This window comes from Pseudomonas sp. GV105 (assembly GCF_003058185.1).
GTDB classification, from domain to species: Bacteria; Pseudomonadota; Gammaproteobacteria; order Pseudomonadales; family Pseudomonadaceae; genus Aquipseudomonas; species Aquipseudomonas veronii.
On the sequence record NZ_QBUF01000006.1, the window covers coordinates 287398 to 313342 of the forward strand.

Consider the following 25945-nt stretch of genomic DNA (forward strand, 5'->3'; position numbering starts at 1 on the left):
GGCATCCGGCCCGCACCCCTGCGCAGTGTAGCCATTTGCGCGGCGTGGAATCTTGCAAATTAATGACAGCAGGCAATCTTCGGGCCATTTGGCGCGACGTGGCGATTGCCTGGCGCGGGGGAATCTTGAATAATCAGTGATTGAGAATGACTTGCAGGCGCTAATGAATCCCGTGGAAGTTGGTCTACCCAGTATCCTGACCATCGAAGATGACCCCGTGCTGGGCGCCTATGTCCACGAGCATCTGGGGCGCTGTGGCTTTCAGGTCACGTGGTGCCGGAACGGCCAGCAAGGCCTGCAGATGGCCCGCGAGCACGTCTTCGACGTGGTGTTGATGGATATTCTGCTGCCGGGGCTGGACGGGCTGTCGATCCTCACGCATCTGCGCCGGAGCCATGCGGTCCCGGTGATCCTGGTGTCGGCCCTGGGCGCCGAAGCCGATCGCGTGAACGGCTTTCGCCTGGGTGCGGACGACTACCTGCCCAAGCCGTTCAGCATGATCGAGTTGCGCGTGCGTATTGAAGCCATCCTGCGCCGGGTGGCCCTGGATCGCCGTCCGCCGCTGAGTTTGCCGCCCGTGCGCGACGACGCCCGGAGCCTGCGCTTTGACGATGAACTGTCCGACGTCTTCTATCAGCAGCACTGGGCCGGGTTGACCCGCAGCGAGTACCGCCTGCTGCAGACCCTGCACAACAACGGCGAGGAAGTGCTGAGCAAAGCCTTCCTTTATCAGCACGTGCTGCAGCGCGGTTATGCGCCCCATGACCGCAGCCTCGATATGCATATCAGCCAGATTCGCCGCAAACTCAAGACCATCGGCTATAGCGAGCGTGAAGTGCGTACCGTCTGGGGTAAGGGCTATGTGTTGAGCGGTCACGATGACGGCCTTTGAGGGGGGCTTGAAACGTCTGCCGGGCAGGCACTCGTTGTTCTGGAAGTTGGCCTGCCTGCTGATTGCCTTCTGCTTGTTGATGATCTGGCTCAGTTGGTCCTGGGGCCGGTACATGGAGCAGCAGAACGCTTATCTGTCCGACACCTCCCGCGAGATTCTCAGCGGTTATGCGGCGGGAGCGGAGTTGGCCTGGAGTACCCAGGGCGCTGACGGCGTGGACGCCTGGTTGCAACTGATGGCTGCGCGTGAGCGCACCTGGATCGGCGTGATCGGCAACGACCTGCAATCCCTCGCCAGCACGCCGTTGACCGACAAGGAAAGCCAGCGCCTGACTTTTCTGCGCGGCCTGGACTGGCCGGTCAGCCGCCACGCCAAAGGCCTGCCATGGTTGAAAATCCCGTTTCCCCTGGACCCCAGTGTCGGCTCGCTGGTGATCGAGTTGCCCCAGCGCTTTATGCCGGGGCGCTACCAACTGTTCTGGCGGGTGGTGACCAATGGCGTGATTCCCGGTCTGTTTACCCTGTTGTTGTGCATCGGCCTGTACCGGCTGCTGATCATGCCGCTCAATCAATTGCGCGAGCAGGCCAACGCCTGGCGTGCCGATCAATTGAACACGCGGCTGTCCCACGATGCCACCAGCCGCCAGGATGAATTGGGCGAGCTGGGGCGGGCGTTTGACCATATGTCCGAGCGGTTGCAGGGCACGGTGGTATTGCAGCAACAGCTGTTGCGGGACATGTCCCATGAACTGCGCACCCCCCTCAGCCGTTTACGCGTGGCCTGTGACAGCGAGCAGGATCTGGCGCAACTGCGTGAACGGCTGGGGCGGGAGATCGACGTCATGCAGCGCCTGGTCGAGGACAGCCTGCAATTGGCCTGGTTGGACACCGAGCGGACGCCGCTGCCTGTCGAAGACATTCAGGTTCAGGCGTTGTGGGACATGCTCAAGGACAACGCCTGTTTCGAAAGCGATTGGCCAGCCTCGCGGCTGCCATGCCGGCTGGGGCCGGATTGTTGGGTACGCGGCAATCTGAACGCCCTGGCCCAGGCGCTGGAAAATATCCTGCGCAACGCCATACGGCATTCACCTGCGGGCGGTGTCGTCAGCCTCGATGGGCGCCGTGATGGCGCATATTGGCACCTATGGCTGGAGGATCAGGGCGGGGGTATTGATGAACGCGATCTGGAACGGATCTTCGCGCCGTTCATCCGCCTGGACGGCTCACGGCCTGGCGACGGTGGCTTCGGGCTGGGGTTGAGCATCGCGCGCAATGCGGTGCAACGTCAGGACGGCAGCTTGTGGGCGGAGAATACCGGCCAGGGCTTGCGTGTGCATCTGCGTTTGTGCGCAGCCTAGGGCTCAAGCGCGACGCAGTTTGCGTTTATTCCATTGGTGCGCGACCCACCAGCGCCAATAACCCATGGTCAGGCAATAGGCCAGCGCGCCCAACACCACACCCAGTACCAGCGAGCCGAGCAGGAACGGCTGCCACAGCGTGCTCAACTGACCGCTGATCCACTCCCACGTCAGGTCGTCGGGCAGGCTGCGCGCCGGCACGTTCATCAGCCAGGCGCCGGTCATGTAGGTACACAGGAACACCACTGGCATGGTGATCGGGTTGGTCAGCCACACCAGGCTGATGGCAATCGGCATATTGCCCCGCACCGTGATCGCCAGCATCGCCGCCAAGAGCATCTGCAAGGGGATCGGGATAAACGCCGCGAACAGGCCTACCGCCATGGCGCGGGCTACCGAGTGCCGATTCAGGTGCCAGAGGTTCGGGTCATGCAGCAAGGTGCCCAGAAACTGTAATGACTTGTGTTCCCTGATACTGGTCGGGTCGGGCATGTACCGTTTGAATAAGCGCCGGGGCATAAGGGGTCCAGATCAAGTCGAGGGGCAAGTATGCGCGCATTCTATAAACAGAAAATTCAGACTTTGTGACAAAACATCATAGGCTGCGGCCGGGGGCCAGCTAAGACTGAATGGATCACGTCAAAGGAATGATCCATGAGGACAGGGATGTTCGCGCTTGCACTCGGGCTGCTTGCGCTGCGATTTCTACCCGCACTGCCGTCTGCCGGGATGCTGTTGGCCCTGGCAGTGGTGGCGTTGATGCTGCTGCCGTTTCGCACTTATCCGCTGGCGTTTTTCCTGTTCGGTTTGTGTTGGGCATGTGTGAGCGCGCAGTGGGCGCTGGATGACCGCTTGCGTCCGATGCTCGACGGCCAGACGCGTTGGCTGGAGGGGCGTGTGAGCGGGTTGCCGCAGCAGACTGACAGCGGCGTGCGTTTCGAACTGAGCGACAGCCGGTCGCGCAACGCCCGCTTGCCCGCGCGCATTCGGCTGTACTGGCACGGTGGCCCACCGGTACGCAGCGGTGAGCGTTGGCGCCTCGCGGTGACGCTTAAACGTCCGTCGGGCCTGCTCAACTTCCATGGCGTCGACCATGAAGCCTGGCTGCTCGCCCAGCGCATCGGCGCCACCGGCTCGGTAAAGGACGGCGAACGCCTGGCGCCGGCCCGCAATGCTTGGCGTGACGCGGTCCGTCAGCGCTTGACGGCGGTGGACGCCCAAGGGCGCGAGGCGGGGTTGGCGGCCCTGGTGCTGGGGGACGGCTCCGGGCTGACGGCCGACGACTGGCGTGTCTTGCAGGACACCGGCACGGTGCATTTGCTGGTCATTTCCGGCCAGCACATTGGCCTGTTGGCGGGGTTGATCTATGCGCTCGTCGCCGCTCTGGCGCGCTACGGCTGCTGGCCGCGCACCTGGCCGTGGCTGCCGTGGGCGTGTGGCCTGGCGTTTACCGCGGCGTTGGGGTACGGCCTGCTGGCGGGGTTCGGCGTGCCGGTGCAGCGCGCCTGTGTAATGGTGGGGCTGGTGTTGCTGTGGCGTTTGCGTTTCCGTCATCTGGGCATCTGGTGGCCGCTGTTGCTGGCGTTCAATGGTGTGCTGATCCTTGAACCCTTGGCCAGCTTGCAGCCGGGGTTCTGGTTGTCCTTTGCGGCCGTGGCGGTACTGGGGCTGACGTTCGGCGGTCGGTTAGGCCGCTGGAGTGCTTGGCAGGCATGGACCCGTCCGCAATGGTTGATAGCCATCGGTCTTTTCCCGGTGTTGCTGGTGCTGGGTTTGCCCATCAGCCTCAGTGCGCCGCTGGCCAATCTATTTGCGGTGCCGTGGATCAGCCTGGTGGTATTGCCCCTGGCCCTGCTCGGGACGGCATTGCTGGCGGTGCCGTTCGTGGGCGCGGGCTTGTTGTGGCTGGCGGGTGGGGCGCTGGACGGCTTGTTCAACGCCCTGGCGCTGCTGGCGGGGCAATTGCCCGCGTGGATACCGGCCGAGGTGCCCATGGGCTATTGGCTGGTTAGCCTGGTCGGTGCGGTGTTGCTGTTGCTGCCCAAGGGTGTGCCGATTCGGCTGCTCGGCTGGCCGATGCTGTTGTTGGCGGTGTTCCCGCCGCGCGAGCCGGTGCCCCACGGGCAGGTGGACGTACTGCAGCTGGATGTCGGGCAGGGGCTGGCGTTGATCCTGCGCACCCGCCATCACACCTTGCTCTACGATGCCGGCCCGCGCTCCGGGGCGGTCGATCTCGGCGCGCGGGTGGTGTTGCCGTCGCTGAAGAGGCTCGGGGTAGACGCTCTGGACATGATGTTACTGAGCCATGCCGATGCCGATCATGCCGGCGGTGCGGCGGCTGTCGCCCGTGGGCTGCCGATCAAACGGGTCGTCGGTGGTGAAACTGAAGGGTTGCCGGCGCTTCTCGACACTCAGCCTTGTATCAGCGGTGAACAATGGGCGTGGGACGGCGTGTCCTTTGAATTGTGGCAATGGCCAGACGCAGTTGATGGCAACCCCAAATCCTGTGTATTGCACGTACAGGCCAATGGCGAGCGCCTGCTGCTCACCGGCGATATCGATCGCGCCGCCGAGCAGGCGTTTCTGGCCTCGACCCTGGCGGTGCCGACCGATTGGCTGCAAGCCCCTCACCATGGTAGCCGCAGTTCGTCATCCTGGCCGTTTCTGCAGCGGCTGGCGCCGAAGTCGGTGCTGATTTCCCGAGGGCGCGGCAATGCGTTCGGTCATCCTCATCCACAAGTGGTGGAGCGCTATCAAGCGTTGGGAGCGCAGGTGTATGACAGCGCCGAACAGGGCGCGGTACGTTTGCGATTGGGCGCCTTCGCGCCACCGATTGTTGCGCGCAGTCAACGCCGCTTCTGGCGAGAAGCGCTACCGTAACCGCACGTTACCAATGGCCGAAGCCTGTGATCGGCGGGTCGTGGGTCGACGAGCCCCGCTGCCTGACCTATATGGTAAAGTGGCGCACTTTTTCGAGGGGACATTCACTGTGTGGGAATTGGTCAAATCCGGCGGCTGGATGATGTTGCCGATCATCTTGAGCTCCATCGCCGCACTCGGCATCGTTGCCGAACGCCTGTGGACCTTGCGCGCCAGCCGTGTCACACCCGAGCATCTGCTGGGGCAGGTCTGGGGCTGGATCAAGAACAAGCAGCTCGACAAGCAGAAACTCAAGGAGCTGCGTGCCAATTCACCCCTGGGTGAAATTCTCGCGGCCGGGCTGGCCAACTCCAAGCATGGTCGCGAGATCATGAAAGAGTGCATCGAAGAGGCCGCCGCGCGGGTCATCCATGAGCTGGAGCGTTATATCAACGCCCTCGGCACTATCGCCGCCATGGCACCGTTGCTCGGTCTGCTGGGCACGGTACTGGGCATGATCGATATTTTCAGCTCGTTCATGGGCTCGGGCATGAGCACCAACGCCGCGGTGCTGGCCGGTGGTATCTCCAAGGCCCTGATCACCACGGCAGCGGGCCTGATGGTCGGTATTCCCTCGGTGTTCTTCCACCGTTTCCTGCAACGCCGGATCGATGAGTTGGTGGTCGGCATGGAGCAGGAAGCCATCAAACTGGTGGAAGTGGTGCAGGGCGACCGTGACGTGGACTTGGTCGGGGACAAAGCGTGAAATTTCGCCGCAAGCAACGGGAAAATGTTGATATCAACCTCGCGTCGCTGATCGACGTGGTGTTTATCCTGCTGCTGTTTTTTGTCGTGACCACCACCTTTACGCGGCAGACCCAGCTACGGGTCGATTTGCCGGAAGCGGTCAGCGGCTCGCCGGCCGAGGACCAGGAAGTCAAGCAACTGGATATCGCCATCAGTGCCGACGGCGTGTTTTCGGTGAATAACCAGTTGCTCGAGAAGAACGACCTCAACAGCCTGATGGAAGCCCTGCAGAAAGAGTCCGGTGGCGATACCAAGATGCCGCTGTCGATCAGTGCCGATGGCAAGACCCAGCACCAGGCTGTCATTACCGCGATGGACGCTGCCGGCAAGCTGGGGTTCAGCCACTTGCGCATGAGCACCGTCGAGGCGGTGAGCCAACCCTGATGGCCATGTCCGATCGCTTGCTCAAGGCCTGGTACGAAGGCCATCCGGCGCTGACGTTGCTGCGGCCGCTGGAGTCGCTGTATCGCGCGGTGGTGCAGCGCAAGCGCGCGCGCTTCCTGGCGGGCGAGGGCGAGATCTACCAATCGCCGGTGCCGGTGGTGGTGGTCGGCAATATCACCGTGGGCGGGACTGGCAAGACGCCGTTGATCCTGTGGTTGATCGAGCATTGCCAGCGCAGAGGTTTGCGTGTGGGCGTGGTCAGTCGCGGGTATGGCGCGAAGCCACCGCAGTTGCCGTGGCGGGTCGAGGCCGGCCACGCTGCTGAAGTGGCTGGCGATGAACCCTTGCTGATCGTGCAGCGCTGCGGCGTCCCCTTGATGATCGACCCCGATCGCAGCCGCGCAGTGAAGACGCTGCTGGCCAGCGAAACCCTGGACCTGATCCTCTCCGACGACGGCCTGCAGCATTACCGCCTGGCTCGCGACCTTGAGCTGGTGCTGATCGACGCCGCCCGGGGCCTGGGCAATCGCCGCTGCCTGCCTGCCGGGCCGTTGCGCGAACCGGCGGAGCGCCTGAAGAGCGTGGATGCGCTGCTCTATAATGGCGCCGCGGCCGATCGCGAAGATGGTTTCGCCTTTCGTCTGCTGCCCACGGCGTTGGTCAACTTGCAAACCGGCGAACGCCAGCCGGTCGATTACTTCCCGGCGGGCCAGCAGGTGCATGCGGTCGCCGGTATCGGCAACCCGCAACGTTTCTTCAACACCCTTGAAACGCTACACTGGCAGCCGATACCCCATGCTTTTGCCGACCATGCGTCCTACAGCGCGGAAGTCTTGAATTTCACGCCATCATTGCCGCTGGTCATGACCGAGAAGGACGCGGTGAAGTGCCGCGCCTTTGCCCAGTCCGACTGGTGGTACCTTGCGGTGGATGCGGTGCCGTCGCCAGCGTTTGTCGCCTGGTTCGACATGCAACTGATGCGTCTGTTGCCCGCCCGTCTCTTGCCTTAAACGCTTCATTCCAGGAAACACTCATGGACACCAAACTGCTCGACATCCTCGCTTGCCCGATCTGCAAAGGCCCACTCAAGCTCAGCGCGGACAAGACCGAACTGATCAGCAAAGGCGCCGGCCTGGCTTACCCGATCCGTGATGGCATCCCGGTGATGCTGGAAAGCGAAGCCCGCACGCTGACCACCGACGAGCGCCTGGATAAATGACTACAGCCTTTACCGTTGTCATTCCATCGCGCTACGCCTCGACCCGCTTGCCGGGTAAACCGCTGCAACTGATCGGCAACAAGCCGATGATTCAGCTGGTGTGGGAACAGGCCTGCAAAAGCAGCGCCGAACGCGTGGTGGTGGCCACCGATGATCCGCGCATTATCGATGCGTGCAAAACCTTCGGTGCCGAAGCGGTACTGACCCGCGAAGACCATAATTCCGGCACCGACCGCCTGGCCGAAGTGGCCACACAACTTGGCCTGGCGCCTGATGCCATCGTGGTCAATGTGCAAGGTGACGAGCCGTTGATCCCGCCGCGCGTGATCGACCAGGTGGCCGCGAACCTGGCGGCCCATGGCGAAGCGCGCATGGCGACCCTGGCCGAGCCCATCGAAGACATTGAAACGCTGTTCAACCCGAACGTGGTCAAGGTGGTCAGCGACATCAACGGCCTGGCGCTGACATTCAGCCGCTCGACGTTGCCCTGGGCGCGGGATGCTTTTGCCAGGCATCCTGACCGGTTGCCAGAAGGCGTGCCGTACCGCCGTCACATCGGTATCTATGCCTACCGTGCCGGTTTCCTGCATGACTTCGTCAGTTGGGGCCCGTGCTGGCTGGAAAACACCGAATCCCTGGAACAACTGCGTGCCCTGTGGCACGGCGTGCGTATCCATGTCGGCGATGCTCTGGAAGCACCGCCTGCGGGTGTTGACACCCACGAAGACCTCGAGCGCGTCCGCCGCCTGCTGGGGGCCTGATGGAGGTTCTGTTTGTCTGCCTGGGCAACATCTGCCGCTCGCCCACCGCTGAAGGCGTATTGCGCCATAAATTGCGCGAAGCGGGTTTGGCTGGCCAGGTCGACGTGGCGTCCGCCGGCACGGGGGAATGGCATATCGGCAACCCACCGGACTCACGCAGCCAACAGGCAGCGCAGCAGCGCGGTTACGATCTGTCGGCCCAGCGTGCGCAGCAGGTCTCCCGCGCCGACTTTGCGCGTTACGACCTGATCCTGGCCATGGACCACAGCAACCTGCGTAACCTCAAAGCGATGCAGCCGGGGCAGGGCAAGGCCGAGCTCGACCTGTTCCTGCGCCGCTACGACTCTGAAGTGGACGAGGTGCCAGACCCTTACTACGAAGGCGAACAAGGCTTTGAGCGGGTCCTGGACCTGATCGAACGAGCCTGTGATTTATTGGTGATCGAATTGAAGGGGCGGTTATGACCTTGCAAGTGCTTGCGCAAGTATCGCTCAAGCCATTCAACAGCTTCGGCATCGACGTGCGTGCCCAGCTCTTCGCCGAGGCCCACAGCGACGCGGATGTTCGCGAGGCCCTGGCCTATGCCGCCGCCCAGGCAGTACCGCTGCTGGTGATCGGTGGTGGCAGCAACCTGCTGCTGACCCGGGACATTCCGGCCCTGGTATTGCGCATGGCGACCCAGGGTATTCGGGTGCTGCAGGATGACGGCCAGCATGTGGTGGTCGAGGCCGAAGCGGGCGAAGCCTGGCACCCGTTCGTACTGTGGACCCTGGAACATGGCTTCTGCGGCCTCGAAAACCTCAGCCTGATCCCGGGCACCGTGGGCGCCGCACCGATGCAAAACATCGGCGCCTACGGTGTGGAGATCAAGGATGTGTTCGCCGGCTTGACGGCCCTGGATCGCCAGACCGGCGAGTTACGTGATTTCAGCCTGGAAGAATGCAACTTCGCCTACCGGGACAGCCTGTTCAAACACGAAACCGGACGGTGGCTGATCCTGCGGGTGCGGTTTGCCCTGAGCCGCGTCAGCCACCTCAAGCTCGACTACGGCCCCGTGCAACAGCGCCTGGCCGGGCAGGGGATTACCGACGCCACCCCGAGCGATGTCAGCCGGGCGATCTGCGGCATCCGTCGGGAAAAACTGCCGGACCCCGCAGAACTGGGCAATGCCGGCAGCTTCTTCAAAAACCCATTGGTGTCCCAGGCGCTGGCCGCCGAGCTGCAGGGCGTGTATCCGGACTTGGTGGCCTATCCCCAGGCCGACGGGCAGATGAAACTCGCTGCCGGCTGGTTGATCGACAAGGCCGGTTGGAAGGGCTTTCGTGATGGAGATGCCGGCGTGCATAAGATGCAGGCATTGGTGCTGGTCAACTACGGCGGCGCCACCGGGCATGACATTGCCAACCTGGCGCTACGTATCCAGCAGGATATTGCCCAGCGTTTCAAGGTCGATCTGGAGATGGAGCCCAACCAGTACTGAGCCCTGAACAAAGCGCCCTGAAACAAAAATGCCCCGTATCTTGCGATACGGGGCATTTTTTGTACTGCTGGCAATCAGTCGTCGCGGCTCATGATGCCGAAGATCTGCAACAGGCTGATGAACAGGTTGTAGATCGACACATACAGGCTGATGGTCGCCATGATGTAGTTGCGCTCACCGCCGTGGATGATGGCGCTGGTCTGGAACAGGATGCACACGGAGGAGAACAGCACAAAACCTGCGCTGATCGCCAACTGCAGACCGCTGATCTGGAAGAACATGCCAGCGACCACTGCCCCCAGCAACACGAAGAAGCCGGCGGTGATGAAGCCACCCAGGAAACTCATGTCCTTGCGGGTGATCAGCACATACGCCGACAAACCACCAAACACCAGGGCTGTCATGGCAAACGCCGAGCTGACCACTTCCGCGCCGCCGGCCATGCCGAGGTAACGGTTAAGGATCGGGCCGAGGATAAAGCCCATGAAACCGGTCAAGGCAAACGCCGACACCAGGCCCCAGGCCGAGTCACGCAGCTTGTTGGTCAGGAAGAACAGACCGTAGAAGCCGATCAACACGATAAAGACATTCGGGTAGCCGACGTGCATCTGCTGCGCCATGAACGCCATCACGCCGCTGAATGCGAGGGTAAGGGCGAGCAAGCCATAGGTGTTGCGCAAGACGCGGCTGACTTCAAGCTGCTCAGCCTGCGCGTTACCATTCACTGCGTAATTCTGTTCGCGCATGGCGACACTCCTTCGGTTTTGAAACGTTCAGTCGCAAAGATCATAACAGACGCTCTGTAACAAGCGATGGCGAGAGTTTGACAGTGTGTTTCATTCGGGTATTATGGCGCCCGCTGAGACAGGATGGGCTGCTATAATCCTGTGATGCAAAAGGGAAATTGGCAGAGTGGTTGAATGCACCGGTCTTGAAAACCGGCGAACGTTAATAGCGTTCCCAGGGTTCGAATCCCTGGTTTCCCGCCAAGATTTACACGAAAGCCCCGCTGATGCGGGGCTTTTGCGTTTCTGGGGCTTGGACACTTCCGATCTTAATTTGCTCGGCGTTCCAGAACTATTATGGAAGCGTTCCATAACTTTTCTATTTTGACGGCTTCGCGGTGGCGCCGAGTCTCCTATAAACGCGCTTTGTGATTTCCTGATTGCTATGCCCCAATAGCAGGCTCGCATCGCCGATATCCACAATTTCAGACGCCGCCTTGGGTCGGATATCTCGGAATTGAAACCCGCCGATCTTTGCAGCGAGCATCGGATCTCCTTGTTCGATAGCTTTCTCGCAAGCCATCTCTCAGCAGGTGAGATCGTAGAAAATGGCGCTTCCGCTAGCGCCCGCTACGATCTTGTTGTGGCAATAAGCCATATAGGGGAGGAAGTGGGCATGAAACGGTTTATGATTTTTTCAGTGATAGCAGTGCTGGCAGGATGCTCAGGGAAAATTGTCACGTATGAGCAATCTGACTGCAAGAATGGTTGTGAGGGTGTTCCTTTTTTTCGGCTAGTTCAGGTAAAGGAGCATTACATTCAGGACAAAATCCTGAATAAAGAAGGTGAGATGCTACGTTACGCCGGCGGCGACGAAAACACTGGCTGCTTTGCGGTCCAAGTCACTGAAACGAAGCTAATCCCGGCGGCCCAGGAAAGCTATATCCGTTACGAGGCTGGATGGCTCGAAACCTCTAAATTCTCGGTAGACCTAAACGATAACGGTAGCTTGGCAAAGGTGGGCGCCGATTCGACACCCGGACTGAAGATGGCAGTGGACGCGGTGTCCACACTAGCAACCGCCTATGGGACGGTGAAGTCCGCCGATAAGTCTAAATCAAAGATTCAACTACCTTACTGCAACGCTGGCAGAGTTCCCGTGACCGGAGCCTAGTTGAACCAGTTAGGCCCAGCTCATCGCTGGGCTTTTTGCATCTGTACTTGGTTGTAGCGTACTGTATTTTCCCCTCTTTAGTATGCGGCGTGTTACCTATGTCTGATGAAGTTCGGCTTGTCGTCATCATCAATACCCAGCCAGGTCGAGGCTCGGGCCAGCTCGCGGCTTTTGAAAAACTCGCTCCTTTGGTCAGGGCTGAGCAAGGGTGCATTCAATATGATATCCATCCTGTAGTCGGAAATAGCGATAGCTTTGTATTGATCGAGAAGTGGGCATCAAAAGAAGCGCTTGATGCACATGATCTCGCTCCGCATATGCTTGAGGCAGCCAAGCACAACCCGACGTTCCGTGCGGGGCCGGCTACAGTGCTGTTTTTGGAATCGGCGGTGCTTTCATCGCACTGAAGAAGGGCTGAGCTCACAACAGAAGATCCCAGCCCCACGCAGGGCTCTTTGCATCTGGCTTTCCCAGTGCTATTTTTCCGAATTAACCCCCACACGGAGAGTGCAATGGCCCGATACTTCAAAAGTCTAGACAATGGCAAGGTTGAAGAAGTCGATGCGTTTCAGGTTCTGGCAATATTGTTCCTAGGCCCACTCTATCTTTGCTTCGCCGGCCTTTGGCGCCATTTATTAATCTGGGGTATTGCTATAGGGTTGGGGCTGTTTGCAGGCCCGCCTTGGGCAGCTATACCTATTGCTGGACTGCCAATCATCTACTGTTTTTTGATACGTAAAATTGTGGCAGATGAGTATTTGAAGAAGGGCTGGGTAGAGGTGGCTGATCCAAAGCTTGCACTCGATAAAGAAGTTCCAGACGCTTAGTCTCTTGCAGATTAGTTGCTTTGAGCCCAGCCTCGCGCTGGGCTTTTTGCTTTCTGCGGCCAGGTGCTACAGTCCCGCCAAACCAAAGAGGGAACGACATGCGAAGTGTTGTAGCGGGACTGGCGGTTATTCTGCTGGCTGGGTGTTCAAGCGTTAGCGACATCAGGAAGAATCCACCATTGCTTGAAATCGAGTCGAAGCATTCGGCTAAGGCTGTCGCCGAGTGCATCAGAGATGGGTGGCAGGCGACCGACCTGGTAGGTGGAAGCCTCGGAGGGATTTTGCAGACTTCGGGCGACCGATACACGGTGATAGCACCGAATCCTGAGAACCCATGGCATCTGGCTGACGTTGATCCGAAAGGAATAGGTTCACTTGTCCGATACCATTTTTTCCGTACCTGGCAGTCGCCATCAGACAAAATATCCGGTGTCGTGAGTGCTTGCTCTCGATGAGCGCTGTAGATATCAATGCCATCTATGGACAAGGTACGACATGCGAATTCTGATAGCGGCGCTAGCGGCAGTGCCGTTGTCACAGCAATAGCCGCTGGATCAGCATTGAAGAACGGGTATGACGCGGCCTCGGAGTCGGACAAGCCGGTAGCGGCAGCCTTGAAGGTTTTAGTGCTCACCCTCTCCACGGACTTGCTGTAGCGGTCGCCCCGGGCGTCGATGCACATGGCGCTCAGGTAGATCGGCCTGGCCAATTTTCCCCGGCGCGACGCTCCTCAGCGACGTGTAATTGATCATGCCCTGGCGGCCGCTCGGGCCGATGTTTATTCGCGGGCACGGCTGAATCATTGGGCTGATTTGCAGTCAAAAAATTAACCCTCTCAAGCAATTAGGACGTTCAAGATGAAGCGCGCAGCAATAACCCTTTTGGCCATTTCTGGTCTTATTCTGCTTGGTGGTTGCGTGCCTATCTGGGACGACGGAGGACGGTATGGGCATGATCGTTACAGAGGGGATGATCATGGGCGCAGATACGACCAGGGCTACGATGACCAAGGTCGGGGCCGTGGGTACGATCGCCGATACGATGATCGCGGGTATGATCGTTATCACGGTCGAGATCGTGATGATCGGGATGACTGATTCCTTGAGTATCAGTGGCGGCCTATAGCGTTATAGGCCGCGAATTCGTCCGCATCGGATGTCGCTTGAATCCCTCCGAGTGTTGCCCGTCTACGCCGCGACAAAATCCGCTAAGGCCAGGGGCAAGGCAACCACCCTGCTGTCATCACAGAGGGCTGAGCGATATCCGATACACGGCGCTGGTTGATCAGTTTTCCTGGTTCGCCTCGATCATCTTTTCGATGTCGGTGGCGACCGGCTTCCTCCAGTTCTTGATCCGGCCTGGCTTCAGGTCGATGTTCAGGATCAGGTAGTCACCGTAATGCTGGGCGGGGAAGAGGTCCGGCACGTAGCCTTCATCGCACCCACGAACCTCGGCCACCTCGCAATAAGTCGCAGATAGCGAAACGCCCGCTCAGGGGTGGGATACGCATTCAGGTCGGGGAGGGCATCAATCGTCATGCTTGCGGCTCCAGGGGAGGGAGAAGCCAGAAGCGCAGCGCAAGCAAGGGCGCGCGATCAGCCTTCGAGTCCCGCAATCCTCGCGTGACCCGAAGGGTGTTAAGCGCGCTTAGATGCGGATGATCTGGGTGATGTGCGGCTTACCTTTGAGGGGGGCGTAGATTTCTACGATTGCTGCCCAGATTGCTGGCGAACCAGGCTGCTGTGCTTTGGCGTGATAGCGATAGTTTGTGCCAGCGACGACCTGGGTCGCAACCGTCTCAGGGGTGTATTGCACCCCCACAAAGCCTTCCAAGGCTTCTTTGAATACAGCATGGTCCTTTGGAGTCAGTTCGTGGTAAGCAGTCCATCCGCCAACACCAACGTAGTTTTCTTGAGCTGACATACTATAAATCTCCATATTTAAGTTCCTACTCGTTTGGCTTTTCGGAGTTCGCCCCGTCTATTGAATGGTTTCCGGAATCCATTTCCTGAGGGTGCTCCTGGGCAACGACTGTTGGTCGCAAAACAGATTCCTGGGAAGGCACCAATGCTTAACGCTTTGGTCGGGCAGGGTCAGCCATAGGCGCGCGTGCATGCCTGAGCATTTGGCTATGGAGGATGGGGTGGCGGTCACCCGCTTCAGATCCTCTTCCCTGATAGAAACAATTCACCAATGAGTGATGATTGCCAGACGTCCACGTCTTGTCCAAGGTGGCTCTGCGCATGAGGCATGCCGCTTGATGGCTTTAAGCTATCAAATACAAGGGGAATGTATGTACGTGTTTGGCAGTGCTGGGTGTAAGGCATCGACGATTGGTGAAATCGAAAGCAGCACCTGATCCCGCAATTTTTTAACCTGGAGGGGGCCTAATCGGCGGTTATCGTTGGGTGCCACGCTCCGTTAACGGATGCAGCGAGTGGGATGAGTATTACGGAACTAAAACCTTCAATACCGTCTACATTTCAGGGAGCATTCCCTTCCGGAGAAGACAGTCATGTTTAGATCACGCACGCTTGTAGCTGCTATCTGCCTTACTTTGGCCGTTGGCTCGGTGGCTGCACTCGCAGACCCTGGCAATGGGAAAGGTCAAGGCAATGGAAAAGGCAACTCACAAGGTGGTCAAGGTCATGGCAACCAGGGTAATAAGGGGAAAGGTCCCAGCGGAGACGATTGGTCTCGCGGGCCAAGCATTGACCGCGGCAGCGTATTGGGAGTGCTCGGCGGCTACCGTGACTACTGGAGCCCAGGCCCTTCACTGCCACCCGGAATACAAAAGAACCTCGCCAGAGGGAAGCCTCTTCCTCCAGGCATCGCCAAGAAGCTTGATGGTCGATTGCTGGGCAGACTTCCACATTACGACGGCTACGAATGGCAGCAGGCAGGCACGGACTTGATACTGGTCGCAATTGCTTCCGGCATAATCTACGAAGTCCTCAACGGCGCCTTCGATTAAGGCGATAACGCTTCGACGATCTATGCCAAACGCCCGCCGCCACGCGGGCGTTTTTGTATCCGCGCTAAACGCGACCATGAGCAATCGCAAGGTCGGCTGTCTCAGGGGCTGATCGTAGGCTTGCTTCACGGCTACGCCAATGCACAAACACACCAAATCCATGACAACCAAACAATCCGGCGGGGGGCAATCGAACGTGTCTATCGGGAAAGATCAAGGCACATCACAACCATTCCGATTTCGGCCATGTCGGTACTGAAAGGGATTTCGCCCAGCGCCCTGAACAATTTAGGGCCAAAGGAAAAATGCCCAGAAGAGTTGGGTGTCAGCCTGCGCCAAAAAAGCAAAGCCCCGGAGGTTCGCGGCTCCAGGGCTTCTATTTTCGCCTCCATCCCTAAACGGCTGGCGAACGTGGTCGCAGATTATCAGCGGTCCCCGGATGTTTCACTACGACTATTGGCGATAGTGTTCGATCGGCAGCACGCGGGGGAGGGCGGAATGATTTCTGCAACCTTATGCGCCCCATGATCGGCGCGGGCTCCAACGCATTCAAAAGTGCCTTGGTGCGGTAATTATTAGAATCTAACGTATTGTTTTAAAAAGTTACTTTGGATTCCTGGAAGCCGGTGAACGTTACTGGCGATTCCAGGGTTCGAATCCTGACGTACACCTTTTATGAAGGCGTTGACCCGAGTAAGAGGTTCGCCAACGTGACGAGTCCACTCGCCGCGTTATCCGATAATGCTCGAGGGGCGAAGCACCCGATGTTGCGCTGCTGATCCGGTTTGCTTTTCCAAAGCTGGGAGCCAATCTAAGCGATTAACTGCTGAACAAACCTCGCCTGGGTTGCGACATGTGCAGCCCCTGGCGAACTCGGGGATCAGCACGAAAGGCTTCGCTCAGTCGCTATGCTCGCTCCTCATTCGTATTAGCCATTTCACGACTTCGAACCACATTACGCTCAGCGCGACGATGCCAAATGCGAAAAGTAGCAGTACTGGCGCGGGTGTCACGAATGAGAACAGCTGGGTAACCGGCGGAAAAAACAGCGCTATCGCCAACATGGCCAACGTTGCGAAAGCGATCCAACTGAGCTGGGTGCCAAACGCGCCAGGCCCCACCCAGCGCGTGCGGCCCCATGACTTATTGGTATGGATCAGGGCGAGGTTGGCCAGCGCCAGGACGACGAAGGTCAGTGTTCTCGCAAGCTCATCTTGCTCAGACGCTACCGGCGCAAAGAACCTCATACCCGCATACGTCGCGAGAAGCAGTATCAGTAAGCCAATGCCCTGGCAGAGGCCGCGTATCATCACTGCGCTGTCGAACAACTGTTGCTCCTTTCGACGTGGAGGAGCCTTCATCGCATCCGGCTCAAGCGGTTCGGCCTCGAACACGACCGAGCAGGCGGGGTCGATGATCAGTTGCAAGAACAAAATGTGCGCCGGCATCAGCACCATCGGCCAGCCGAAAAGCACTGGAAGCATCGATAGGCCGATGATCGGCACGTGTACGGCCACCACAAACACAATCGCCTTGCGCAAGTTGGCGAAAATGCGGCGGCCATAGCGCACGGCGGTCACCAACGACTCAAAATCATCATTGAGCAAAACCAGCGCGGCCGCCTCGCGTGCGACCTCGGTGCCACGCGCACCCATCGCAACGCCAATATCGGCTGCCTTCAGCGCAGGCGCGTCGTTGACACCGTCGCCGGTCATGGCGACGACATCACCCTGTGCACGGAACGCGCGTACCAGGCGCAGTTTCTGCTCTGGCTGAACACGGCAGAAGATCTGCGTCGTGATCAGTCGTGCGGCCAGCTCAGAATCGTTCAGTGTGGACAGTTCGGTTCCAGTGATCACCGGCGCATCGGTGCCCAGCCCGGCCTGCCTGGCGACCGACATCGCTGTGGCCGGGTGGTCGCCCGTCATCATCACCACACGGATGCCGGCGGCTCGGCACTCGGCAATAGCCTGCGGCACATCTGGACGAATCGGATCTTCGAGCCCGACCAATCCTAGAAACCTGAAGTCGAAGTCGTGCTGTAAACCGGGCAATACCTCGGCGGCGAAGGTCGCCTGTGCGACGCCGAGAACGCGAAGCCCGTCTGCCGCCATCGCCAGCACCTGAGCCGCAATGCGCGCGCTGCGAACGGGATCCATATGGCACAAATCGACGATTGCCTCGGGCGCTCCCTTTGCAGCAATGAGTCGCTCTCGTTGATTCGGCGATTGCCAGACCCGCGACATTGCCAGCATCTGGGGTGACAAGGGATAGTCGTCGATCAGCGTCCAGTCGGCGTGGAGGTGCTCGGTGAGCGCGAGCAGGCTCTGCCCGGTCTCGCCGATGGCCGACTCCATCGGGTCGAAAGCATGGCGGTGGCTGGCGAGAACCGCGTACTCAAGCACACCATGGAGTGCCTCCTGCAAAGGCGTGCCGCCGTCAGTACCATCTCTGGCGACTTCATACTCAGCCTCCTCGGACCAAAGGCGCCTGACCGTCATTCTGTTAGCCGTCAGCGTACCGGTCTTGTCGACGCATAAGACGGTGGTCGCACCGAGCAATTCGACGGCAGGGATGCTACGCGCTAACACCTTCTCACGGGCGAGTCGCCAGGCGCCGAGGCCTAGAAAGAGCGTCAGTACAACCGGCAATTCCTCCGGTAGGATTGCCATCGCCAGCGTCAGGCCCGCCAGCATCCCATGCAGCCAGTCACCGCGCAGCAGCCCGAAAGCGATAGCGAGCGCCGCCGCCAGCGCCAGGCCTATGACAGCGACCCGCTTGACCACACGACGCGTTTGCTGTTGTGTCGGGGTGGGTTCCACCTCGATGTCTGCCAGTGACTGGCCAATCCGGCCCAGCGCACTGCGCTCGCCTGTGGCGGTGACACGTCCCTGGGCGGTACCGCATGTGACCAATGTGCCTGAAAATGCCTGCGCTAGGGCCGCATCCGTTGGCGGCGGCGCTGGATCACCAAGTGTATGAGACTGCGGCGCGACCAGCTTGCTGACTGGCATGGATTCTCCGGTCAGCAAGGACTCATCAATTGATAGGTTGGCGCATGTTGTCAGTAGCAGGTCAGCGGGTACGCGATCGCCTTCAGCCAGCATTACAACATCGCCAACAACCAGGTCCCGCGAGGGAACGCTGCACTCCTTACCTTCCCTTAGCACTTTAGCCCTTGGGCTGGAGAGGTCCCGCAACGCATTCAGGGAGCGTTCACTGCGCCGCTGTTGGACAAAGCTGATGCTCATCACGACGAAGACAAAGCCCAGCAACATCAGGGCTTCCTGGACATCGCCCAGCACCATGTACAAAGCGCCGCACGCGACCAGCAGGAGAAACATCGGCTCGAAGGCCACGTCACACATCAGGCGCAAGGCGCTGCGTCGGCGGGAGGCGGGGAGTTCGTTCGGCCCGTCCTGCGCCAGACGTTGCTGCACCTGCGCCTCGCACAAACCCTCAAGCGGCGCCTGCGAACCTGAATGAGGTAGCTCAGCGTTCACAACGCGGCCGTTATGAGTGGGTGATCGTGACTCGAATCAAGGGGGGGCAATGGGGCAATGTGTGTCATCAGGTTCTGTACCCCCATGGCGCTGCGATACCTGCAGGCTGGCTCTATAGCGATGTGATGTCCTGCCTCGAGGCTTGTAGTCGTATCGACCTCGAGGCATGCGTCTAAGACCATCATGTAATCCGTCCTACAGGTACGCTAGCACAACGTTGCTTTAAATATTGCGGCATTCGCCGCTCTCGATAAGGGAGCCCCAAGAACGCCTGAATCAGTTTGGCCCTTTGCGGATATCCAGGCTCAGAGCGTGCCGTTTTCATCGTGCAGTTGGGACTTTAGATGTATGCGAAACATCGATGTCCAGCTCATTTCACGCGTCCGGCTTTCTTGTATAAACCTGAATTGTTACAGAAATGGAAAATTACTTTCACGGGAAACGAGGTCATTCCATCGGCGGGAAAGTGTTATAAGTTTTTCACCTTAGGCTCTGCCCTGTACTAAAAATAAACCGTTATAAAACGGTACCTTGCGCTGCGCAGTCAATGCGTTGCGACTTAGAAACCTTCTCATCTGCCATCGACTTATGACTCTTCGCTTTTGACCGCCTGACTTCAGGGGAGATCCTGCTGACTGTGCATTGAGAGACGAGGCAGCTCTATTAAAAACAGGGGAACAAACAATGTCTTTTAAGTGGAATTTGGTGGCGCTGACGGTCTCGCTGGGTGCTAGTCAACTAGCGTCAGCCGCGGGTGTGGAGGACCAAGCGACTGCCAAGGGGTTTGTTGAAGGCAGTAGTTTGAACCTGCTGCTTCGCAACTTTTATTTTGATCGTGACGGTAAGAATTCGGCGGGCGACAAACAGGACTGGTTGCAGGTGATGCAAGGCAACTTCTCCTCCGGCTTCACCCAAGGCACCATCGGTTTTGGTGTGGATGCTTACGGATACTGGGGCGTAAAGTTGGACGGTGGCAAAGGCAATGCAGGCTCTGGCAACTTGCCGGTCGACAGCAACGGCCGGCCGGAGAATGACTTCAGCAGTGCAGGCGCGTCGATCAAGGCACGGTTCTCCAAAACTGAACTGCATTATGGCAACTTGCAGCCCAACAACCCGGTCCTGGCCACGGCGGGTACTCGCGCCACGCCTCAAACGGCGACTGGCTTCAACCTGTTGAGCAGCGAAATTGAAGGGTTGAACCTCGACGCCGGGCACTTCACCAGCAGTAACGGTCCGACCACGACCAACAATAGCCACGAATTGTATGCCGGTTATGCCAACATACCGGCCAAGAGTATTGACTACCTCGGTGGCAAGTACACGCTGACCGATAACTTGTCCATGAGCGTGTTTGCCTCGGACCTCAAGGACGTCTGGCATCAATACTACGGTAATGCCAACTACACGATTCCGTTCACTGCCGATCAATCATTGAACCTGGACTTCAACATCTACCGCACCACCGACTCCGGCCAGTCCAAAGCCGGCTCCATCAACAACACCACTTGGTCGTTGGCGGCGGCGTACTCTTTCCTGAGTGCTCATACCGTCACACTGGCGTTCCAGAAGGTTCACGGCGACACGCCGTTCGACTATGTGGCCGTGGGTAATAACAAGTCGGGTGATCTGGCCGACTCCATCTTCCTGGCCAACTCGGTTCAATATTCTGACTTTAACGGCCCAGGCGAAAAGTCCTGGCAGGCCCGTTACGACTTGAACATGGCGACTTATGGCGTGCCAGGGCTGAGTTTTATGACGCGCTACCTCAACGGTGACAATATCGACGGCACGCACATGCCGGTCGGCAGCGCCTACCGTGCCTATGGTTATGGTGCTGACGGCAAGCACCATGAAACCAACTTTGAAGCCAAATACGTGGTACAGAGCGGCCCAGTCAAAGACTTGTCGATGCGCGTGCGTCAAGCCTGGCACCGCGGTAACGCTGATCAGGCGGAAGGGGATTACAACGAAACCCGTCTGATCGTGGATTACCCAATCTCGATTTTCTAAGCGGACGATCGCCGGTCAAGCCCGGAAGACGCAACGCATTGACGGCCAGTTTCAGTTCTGCTGAAACTGGCCGTTTTGTTTGTATAAAGCGCTTGATGTCTGGGCTTTGCACGGCAAGGTTGAGGTCGCCGATTTTGGCGCCTGAACCTGCGGATCGTTGCGCGGTTGTGTTGGTTCGGGTGCCGACCGACCCTGAGGTCGCTTTGGTCTGCCCCATTGCGGCTGGTCTGCTACCAGCATCATTGTTTAACAATTAATGTGAAAATAATGCAATAGAACGAGTTGAGAGTACTTCCCATACTTAAGCAACTTAGTTGGTTTTGAATCGCGTGGAGTGTGAAAATAGTGTGATATTGATGTGAAGGGATTGCGTACTGGTAAGTGTGTTTGCGAAGAAAGCCGATAAGGCAAAAGCAATCTGTAGATTTGAATGAAAATGTCTTTTGCTCTATGTCTTTAGATGGGCTGTTGAAGGGGGCGGTGGGCACCGGTTGATAGATGGTTTATTCAGCCAGGCCAGGTTTATCTCTTCAGTTTCAACCCATTTTGCGCCAGGGTTTCGAGTGCAGGTCTTGAATCCTATACAGCAACCGTCGTTGTCGATCAAAACGTAATGTTTATAACGGTAATGTGGCGCGAATAGACCAAAACAGAACGCCATGATCGGGAACCTCATTCAAAATAGCTAAGTATATTTTGCAGTTTAGATCCGATACCTCAGGGATGTAACGATCTGGCAGGCTGCAGGCTCATCAATTTTATGTTTTTGTTAATTGTATTCAATCTCGTTTCTGCTGGTTCAAGCGATAGGTGATGCCGGCGTCACTTCGGTCGTTGAACCGGCGTTGAGCGCCAGAGTCCCCATTTCAATCTAAACAGCAGACGTCTGAAAGGAAGCGGTATTTCAGCGTATGGGCTTTGCAGAGCGTGATTTTAAATATTGAAAGTCACTTATTTTGTATTTGTGACTAAGCCACTCGGTACTAGATCCTGATTGGGTAATCCTGCCGATCGCGATACGGCATAGGGTGCTCGAAGTTGTGTCTTTGCGAAACGCATTAACATGCACTGGGGGCTTCTCATGTCATTCCGGGTTTTCTGTTGCCCAATCCTGCACTTTTTCGGATTTTTCGGATCTATCTCTATCCCAGCCATACTCATACTGCGTGTGGACATAAGAACTAGACCTGGTGCCGATGGATCATACGTTCCCGCCTCTTACCTGCCGATGGATGAACCGCCCGCGCTGGCTCGTCCTCGTGTTTCTGCTCTGCACCACCGCCTGCAGCCAGCAACAGGGGCGCGATATCGCCAGGCAATTCAGCAATGGCAAGCCTGATGAGTTTCTCCAGACCAGCGTCGACCGCATGGCCACCCTCGGCATGCGCGATAACCTGCAAAGCCTGTATCTGCTGATGAACAAGCTGTACCTGCGCAACCCCAACCAGTGGCGGCAGTCGGGTTACCTGGACGCGGTGAGCGCGGCGCGGGAAATCCGTTCGGCCATCGAAAACCGTCAACCGCTGCCCGCCCTGGGGGATCGTCGCGATCTGGCGGCCCTGAGTTACTCCTTGAGCCCCGAGTTTCGCGGCGATCGGGTCGGGGCGTTTATCTATGCGATTGGCAGCATGCTGGTGACTGCACATGGCGGGCGCACCCGGTTCTATATCTCTGACACGATCAACCCGCAATTCGTCAGCAACGCGGCGCGCAATATCGAAAAGGCCACCTGGCTGCTCAGCCAGCGTCAGGATGCCAATGGCGTGCTGCTGCTGTTTTCCAACGAGATCTCGGAGGAGGGCAGCAACCTCAGTTTCGCCGTCGAGTTCGGCAAGATCGTCGCGCGGCTCGACCTGCTGACCCAGATGCTTGATGAGCGCTACCGACGCATTGGCGTCAATTACGCGCAAAGCCTGTTGCTGATGAATTTTCTGCCGGTGCAGTGAGCGTTAGGACCGTTGAGTGCGGTGTTTCCGTTTCCTCTGTAGGAAGTGCCCTATCTTGCACTGCACTGCTTGAAACGCCCATCTGTCGGCAATAGCCTCGGACTTTTCTTAAATATGAGGCCCTACCTTGGGTAAGCGAAAAACGGTTTGGCCCACGGATCGCGAAATCCGCCTGCGATTCATCCTGTTTGCGGTGATTGACGCCGCGAGTGCGCAAGGCGTTTCTGCCGAGCTGTTGTTACCGGCACACAAACTGCTGCAGGAGTCGCCGACCGAAGCGCAATTTCGCGACGCCCTCAACAGCATTCTGACGACCGACGAAATGTACGGGTTCCGCTTTCCGGCGGGGTCGGAGGCGGATGATTTCATGCGCGCGCTGGCGTCCGCCGCGGGCTAGGAGACAGGTAGTTTTTTCAGGGGCCGGGAAGGCTCTGCGCCGTGAATAAGGCGTGACCTGGCGAGCGTCCCGGTCTTCCCATCACAGTTCGCGTGCGAGGCCTTGCCTTCACGCCCCCGCATTCCAAGGACCCGCCCCATGTTGCTGCGCCAACCCCCGCTGCTTTTTGCTGCCCTGACCCTCAGTTCCCTTGTGCAGGCCGAGGACCTGCAACTGGCGCCGGTCGAAGTCACCACCAGCGAAGCCAGCGCGGCTGAATTGGCGCAGGCGCAGCTCAAGCGCGTGCCCGGCGGCACCAATTACATCGACATGGGCAGCGTGCAACAGGGGCGGGTGAGCACCAACGAGGACGTGTTCAAGTATCAGGCCGGGGTGTACGCCAAGGCGGCGAATAATGAAGGCGTCAAACTCTCGATCCGTGGCTCGGGCCTCAACCGCAGCCCCGGCGCCCATGCTTCCGGGTTGTACGAGACGCTCGACGGCTTGCCGCTGACGGGCCCCGGCGGTACGCCCTATGAACTCAAGGACCCCTTGTGGCAAAGCCGCGTCGAGGTGCTGCGCGGTGCCAACGGTTTTGATCAGGGCGCGCTGGCCCTGGGTGGGGCGGTCAATTACGTGACCCACACCGGCTACGACGCGCCCAAGCTGCAAGTGCGCTACGAAGCGGGCAGCCGTGGCTACGCCCAGCGCGAGATCAGTTCGGGCCAGGTGCTGGGGGATGCCGACTATTACATCAGCCTCACCGATTCCGAATCCGACGGCTATCAGCAGCAGAGCGCCGGCACGGGCAAGGGCGTCGCGGCCAACTTCGGCTACCGTTTCAACCCGAACCTGGAGACGCGCTTTTACTTGCGCTACCGCGAAACCACCAACAACACGCCAGGCAAGCTCACGCGCTACCAGATCAGCCATGATCCGCGTGCCGCCAACAGCCTCAACGCCGCCCGCGATTCAAAACGCCTGCAACCGGGCTCCACCTGGATCGCCAACAAGACCACGTTGCAGCTCGACGACAACGCACGGCTCGAAGTCGGCCTGGCCTATCACGACTACCCGATGGACCTGCGCGAGGGCACCAATCGCCTGAAAGTCGCCTACACCGATATCAGCGGCACGCTGAACTACATTCGCCAGGACACCCTGTTCGGTCACGACAGTAAAACCACGATCGGCCTGCGCACTACCCAGGCGATGCCCAACAATGGCGCGTCGGAATACGTGCGAATTCCTGTCGGCAATACCGCAGGCTATGCCCCCGGCACCAAGACCCGCGACTACAGCTACCTGGGCTCCGACACGGTGCTGCATATCGGCAACGACCTGGAACTGGTCCCGGACCTGTGGCTGACCACCGGCCTGGCCGCGATCTACACCCGCCGCGAAACCCAGGTGACCTATCCCGACGGCCAGGCGCCGCTCAGTCAACATGACTGGGACTATGCGCCGCGCATCGGCCTGCGCTATGACTTCACCCCGCAATTGCAGGTGTACGGCAACCTGAGCCGCTCGGTCGAGCCGCCGCATGCCTGGTCGATGATCTGGGGTTCCAACAAATACTTCGGGCCGGGCAGCGGCCCGGCCACCGGCCTGCAACGCGAAGGCGTGAGTTTGAAAAACCAGACCGCCACCACCCTGGAAGTCGGCGGCCGTGGTGACGCGTGGTTCGGCCAATGGGACCTGGCACTGTACCGCTCGGAAGTGCGCCACGAGTTGCTCACCGTTGAAACCCAGGCCCAGACCCCCACCAGCAACGCGATCCTCGCCGAGGCCAACGCCAGCCCCACGGTTCACCAAGGTGTCGAACTGAGCCTGCTCAGCCCGCTGTGGGACGGCGGCGGCAGCGGTAAGCTCGCCCTGCGCCAGGCTTACACCTTCAGCGACTTCCACTACCGCAACGACGACCGCTTCGGCGACAACACCTTGCCGGGCATTCCCAAGCACTACTACCAGGCACAGTTGCGCTACAGCCATCCGACCGGTTTCTACACCAGCCTCAACACCGAGCATTCCTCGCGGGTGGCGGTGGATTACGCCAATTCCTACTACGCGGCGGCCTATACCTTACTCGGCGCCACGTTCGGCTACGACGCCCCGCAGCAGGACTGGCAAGCCTGGGTCGACCTGCGCAACCTGACCAACCGCCGCTACGCCAACACCGTCACCCCGGGTTATGACGACAAGGGCCTGGACGCCGCCCGCTCCACGCCCGGGGACGGTCGGGGCATCTACACCGGCGTGTCGTGGAGCTGGCGCTGAGACACCGACAACAGGCGCTCGACTTGCGCGTGCTCCCACGTACTCATCAATGCCACTGGGTTGGTGCCATAGCGTTGCCAGCTGTCCAATGAGCCATGCCGTCCATCGGGTGAGCGGCAGTGCTGGCACCCCACCAGCACCGTACCTTGGGTCAGCAGCACCATCCGCCAGCCGTCGGTTTCCACGCTCACCGTGTCATCCGCTGCCGCGCAGGCGCTGATGACCCGCGTTTCCAGGGCCATATCCTTGAGCACTTGATAAGCCTCCCGTGCAGAAACGGTGGCGGCGGTTGCGGTCATCGGCGGTGTCCTCGTGATGGAGCGGCGCAGTGTCGCGTGCGGGCGAGGCGGTTTCAAGCCTGAGGGCAGCGGTCG

The 25945-nt window shown here is 59.1% G+C and carries 26 protein-coding genes, 1 tRNA gene and 1 pseudogene; 21 read left to right on the forward strand and 7 right to left on the reverse strand.

Annotated elements, in window-relative coordinates; all coding sequences use genetic code 11:
* Nucleotides 1-163 precede the first annotated feature (163 nt).
* Nucleotides 164-892 (forward strand): response regulator transcription factor, encoded by a 729-nt coding sequence (locus C8K66_RS14005; RefSeq protein ID WP_046382921.1) that lies wholly within the window; start codon nt 164-166, stop codon nt 890-892.
* Entirely contained in the window at nt 879-2249 is a 1371-nt protein-coding gene (locus C8K66_RS14010; RefSeq protein WP_046382922.1) for a sensor histidine kinase, read from the forward strand. The genes C8K66_RS14005 and C8K66_RS14010 overlap by 14 nt, the downstream gene beginning before the upstream one ends.
* A gap of 3 nt (nt 2250-2252) precedes the next feature.
* On the opposite strand, the gene C8K66_RS14015 is transcribed toward C8K66_RS14010, so the two are convergent.
* Nucleotides 2253-2768: a DUF2062 domain-containing protein gene (locus C8K66_RS14015; RefSeq protein ID WP_046485254.1), complete on the reverse strand. Its 516-nt coding sequence runs from the start codon at nt 2766-2768 to the stop codon at nt 2253-2255.
* Nucleotides 2769-2915: 147 nt separating this feature from the next.
* On the opposite strand from C8K66_RS14015, the gene C8K66_RS14020 reads away from it, so the two are divergent.
* The 8 genes from C8K66_RS14020 to murB all read left to right on the forward strand — a co-directional run bounded on the left by C8K66_RS14020 (nt 2916) and on the right by murB (nt 9759).
* Nucleotides 2916-5129: a DNA internalization-related competence protein ComEC/Rec2 gene (locus tag C8K66_RS14020; protein ID WP_108525113.1), complete on the forward strand. Its 2214-nt coding sequence runs from the start codon at nt 2916-2918 to the stop codon at nt 5127-5129.
* A 109-nt stretch (nt 5130-5238) separates the two neighbouring features.
* On the forward strand, nt 5239-5874 hold the full coding sequence (locus C8K66_RS14025) for a MotA/TolQ/ExbB proton channel family protein (protein WP_046382924.1): 636 nt from the start codon (nt 5239-5241) through the stop codon (nt 5872-5874).
* Nucleotides 5871-6299 carry a biopolymer transporter ExbD gene (locus C8K66_RS14030; protein WP_046382925.1) on the forward strand — a complete coding sequence of 143 codons (429 nt, stop codon included), beginning with the start codon at nt 5871-5873 and terminating at the stop codon, nt 6297-6299. The genes C8K66_RS14025 and C8K66_RS14030 overlap by 4 nt, the downstream gene beginning before the upstream one ends.
* The gene (gene lpxK, locus C8K66_RS14035; protein ID WP_046382926.1) at nt 6299-7309 is read left to right on the forward strand and encodes a tetraacyldisaccharide 4'-kinase; all 1011 of its coding nucleotides are present in this window, start codon (nt 6299-6301) and stop codon (nt 7307-7309) included. Before C8K66_RS14030 ends, lpxK begins: the two co-directional genes overlap by 1 nt.
* A gap of 23 nt (nt 7310-7332) precedes the next feature.
* On the forward strand, nt 7333-7518 hold the full coding sequence (locus C8K66_RS14040; RefSeq protein ID WP_003174668.1) for a Trm112 family protein: 186 nt from the start codon (nt 7333-7335) through the stop codon (nt 7516-7518).
* Nucleotides 7515-8279, forward strand: a complete 765-nt coding sequence (kdsB, locus tag C8K66_RS14045; RefSeq protein ID WP_017848011.1) for a 3-deoxy-manno-octulosonate cytidylyltransferase — start codon at nt 7515-7517, stop codon at nt 8277-8279. Before C8K66_RS14040 ends, kdsB begins: the two co-directional genes overlap by 4 nt.
* On the forward strand, nt 8279-8743 hold the full coding sequence (locus tag C8K66_RS14050; RefSeq protein WP_108525115.1) for a low molecular weight protein-tyrosine-phosphatase: 465 nt from the start codon (nt 8279-8281) through the stop codon (nt 8741-8743). The genes kdsB and C8K66_RS14050 overlap by 1 nt, the downstream gene beginning before the upstream one ends.
* A complete protein-coding gene (gene murB / locus C8K66_RS14055) occupies nt 8740-9759 on the forward strand; it encodes a UDP-N-acetylmuramate dehydrogenase (protein ID WP_108525117.1) in 1020 nt (339 codons plus the stop codon). The genes C8K66_RS14050 and murB overlap by 4 nt, the downstream gene beginning before the upstream one ends.
* A gap of 74 nt (nt 9760-9833) precedes the next feature.
* On the opposite strand, the gene C8K66_RS14060 is transcribed toward murB, so the two are convergent.
* Entirely contained in the window at nt 9834-10505 is a 672-nt protein-coding gene (locus C8K66_RS14060) for a Bax inhibitor-1/YccA family protein (RefSeq protein ID WP_108525119.1), read from the reverse strand.
* A gap of 152 nt (nt 10506-10657) precedes the next feature.
* Here C8K66_RS14060 and C8K66_RS14065 point away from each other — a divergent pair.
* Nucleotides 10658-10748: transfer RNA gene (locus C8K66_RS14065), tRNA-Ser, on the forward strand.
* Between the two features lie 115 nt (nt 10749-10863).
* On the opposite strand, the pseudogene C8K66_RS31290 reads toward C8K66_RS14065, so the two are convergent.
* Nucleotides 10864-11058, reverse strand: a pseudogene (locus C8K66_RS31290) (integrase); the annotation flags it as partial.
* Between C8K66_RS31290 and C8K66_RS14075 the strand changes: the two are divergent.
* The 4 genes from C8K66_RS14075 to C8K66_RS30875 all read left to right on the forward strand — a co-directional run bounded on the left by C8K66_RS14075 (nt 11002) and on the right by C8K66_RS30875 (nt 13610).
* Nucleotides 11002-11658, forward strand: coding sequence for a hypothetical protein (locus C8K66_RS14075; protein ID WP_158276048.1), 657 nt, complete (start codon nt 11002-11004; stop codon nt 11656-11658). The pseudogene C8K66_RS31290 and the gene C8K66_RS14075 overlap by 57 nt on opposite strands.
* Nucleotides 11659-11756: 98 nt before the next feature.
* Nucleotides 11757-12065, forward strand: coding sequence for a putative quinol monooxygenase (locus tag C8K66_RS14080; protein WP_108525121.1), 309 nt, complete (start codon nt 11757-11759; stop codon nt 12063-12065).
* A 105-nt stretch (nt 12066-12170) separates the two neighbouring features.
* Entirely contained in the window at nt 12171-12485 is a 315-nt protein-coding gene (locus C8K66_RS14085; RefSeq protein WP_046383008.1) for a hypothetical protein, read from the forward strand.
* A 945-nt stretch (nt 12486-13430) separates the two neighbouring features.
* Nucleotides 13431-13610: a hypothetical protein gene (locus C8K66_RS30875; protein ID WP_057004404.1), complete on the forward strand. Its 180-nt coding sequence runs from the start codon at nt 13431-13433 to the stop codon at nt 13608-13610.
* A 159-nt stretch (nt 13611-13769) separates the two neighbouring features.
* On the opposite strand, the gene C8K66_RS30880 is transcribed toward C8K66_RS30875, so the two are convergent.
* A complete protein-coding gene (locus C8K66_RS30880; RefSeq protein ID WP_162231504.1) occupies nt 13770-13910 on the reverse strand; it encodes a hypothetical protein in 141 nt (46 codons plus the stop codon).
* A 222-nt stretch (nt 13911-14132) separates the two neighbouring features.
* A complete protein-coding gene (locus C8K66_RS14095; protein WP_046385245.1) occupies nt 14133-14408 on the reverse strand; it encodes a hypothetical protein in 276 nt (91 codons plus the stop codon).
* A gap of 592 nt (nt 14409-15000) precedes the next feature.
* Between C8K66_RS14095 and C8K66_RS14100 the strand changes: the two genes are divergently transcribed.
* Nucleotides 15001-15459, forward strand: a complete 459-nt coding sequence (locus C8K66_RS14100) for an anti-virulence regulator CigR family protein (RefSeq protein WP_081610141.1) — start codon at nt 15001-15003, stop codon at nt 15457-15459.
* Between the two features lie 120 nt (nt 15460-15579).
* A complete protein-coding gene (locus tag C8K66_RS30885) occupies nt 15580-15987 on the forward strand; it encodes a hypothetical protein (protein WP_158276049.1) in 408 nt (135 codons plus the stop codon).
* Between the two features lie 371 nt (nt 15988-16358).
* Here C8K66_RS30885 and C8K66_RS14115 read toward each other — a convergent pair whose 3' ends face one another.
* Nucleotides 16359-18962, reverse strand: a complete 2604-nt coding sequence (locus C8K66_RS14115; protein WP_256590919.1) for a cation-translocating P-type ATPase — start codon at nt 18960-18962, stop codon at nt 16359-16361.
* A gap of 684 nt (nt 18963-19646) precedes the next feature.
* On the opposite strand from C8K66_RS14115, the gene C8K66_RS14125 reads away from it, so the two are divergent.
* The 4 genes from C8K66_RS14125 to C8K66_RS14140 all read left to right on the forward strand — a co-directional run bounded on the left by C8K66_RS14125 (nt 19647) and on the right by C8K66_RS14140 (nt 25571).
* Nucleotides 19647-20972, forward strand: a complete 1326-nt coding sequence (locus tag C8K66_RS14125) for an OprD family porin (RefSeq protein WP_108525125.1) — start codon at nt 19647-19649, stop codon at nt 20970-20972.
* A 1232-nt stretch (nt 20973-22204) separates the two neighbouring features.
* Nucleotides 22205-22918 carry a hypothetical protein gene (locus tag C8K66_RS14130; protein WP_017846714.1) on the forward strand — a complete coding sequence of 238 codons (714 nt, stop codon included), beginning with the start codon at nt 22205-22207 and terminating at the stop codon, nt 22916-22918.
* A 127-nt stretch (nt 22919-23045) separates the two neighbouring features.
* The gene (locus C8K66_RS14135; RefSeq protein ID WP_017846713.1) at nt 23046-23315 is read left to right on the forward strand and encodes a hypothetical protein; all 270 of its coding nucleotides are present in this window, start codon (nt 23046-23048) and stop codon (nt 23313-23315) included.
* Nucleotides 23316-23453: 138 nt separating this feature from the next.
* A complete protein-coding gene (locus C8K66_RS14140) occupies nt 23454-25571 on the forward strand; it encodes a TonB-dependent receptor domain-containing protein (protein ID WP_108525127.1) in 2118 nt (705 codons plus the stop codon).
* On the opposite strand, the gene C8K66_RS14145 is transcribed toward C8K66_RS14140, so the two are convergent.
* Nucleotides 25541-25870, reverse strand: a complete 330-nt coding sequence (locus tag C8K66_RS14145; protein ID WP_057004397.1) for a hypothetical protein — start codon at nt 25868-25870, stop codon at nt 25541-25543. The two genes, C8K66_RS14140 and C8K66_RS14145, sit on opposite strands and share 31 nt — an antisense overlap.
* Nucleotides 25871-25945 lie beyond the last annotated feature (75 nt).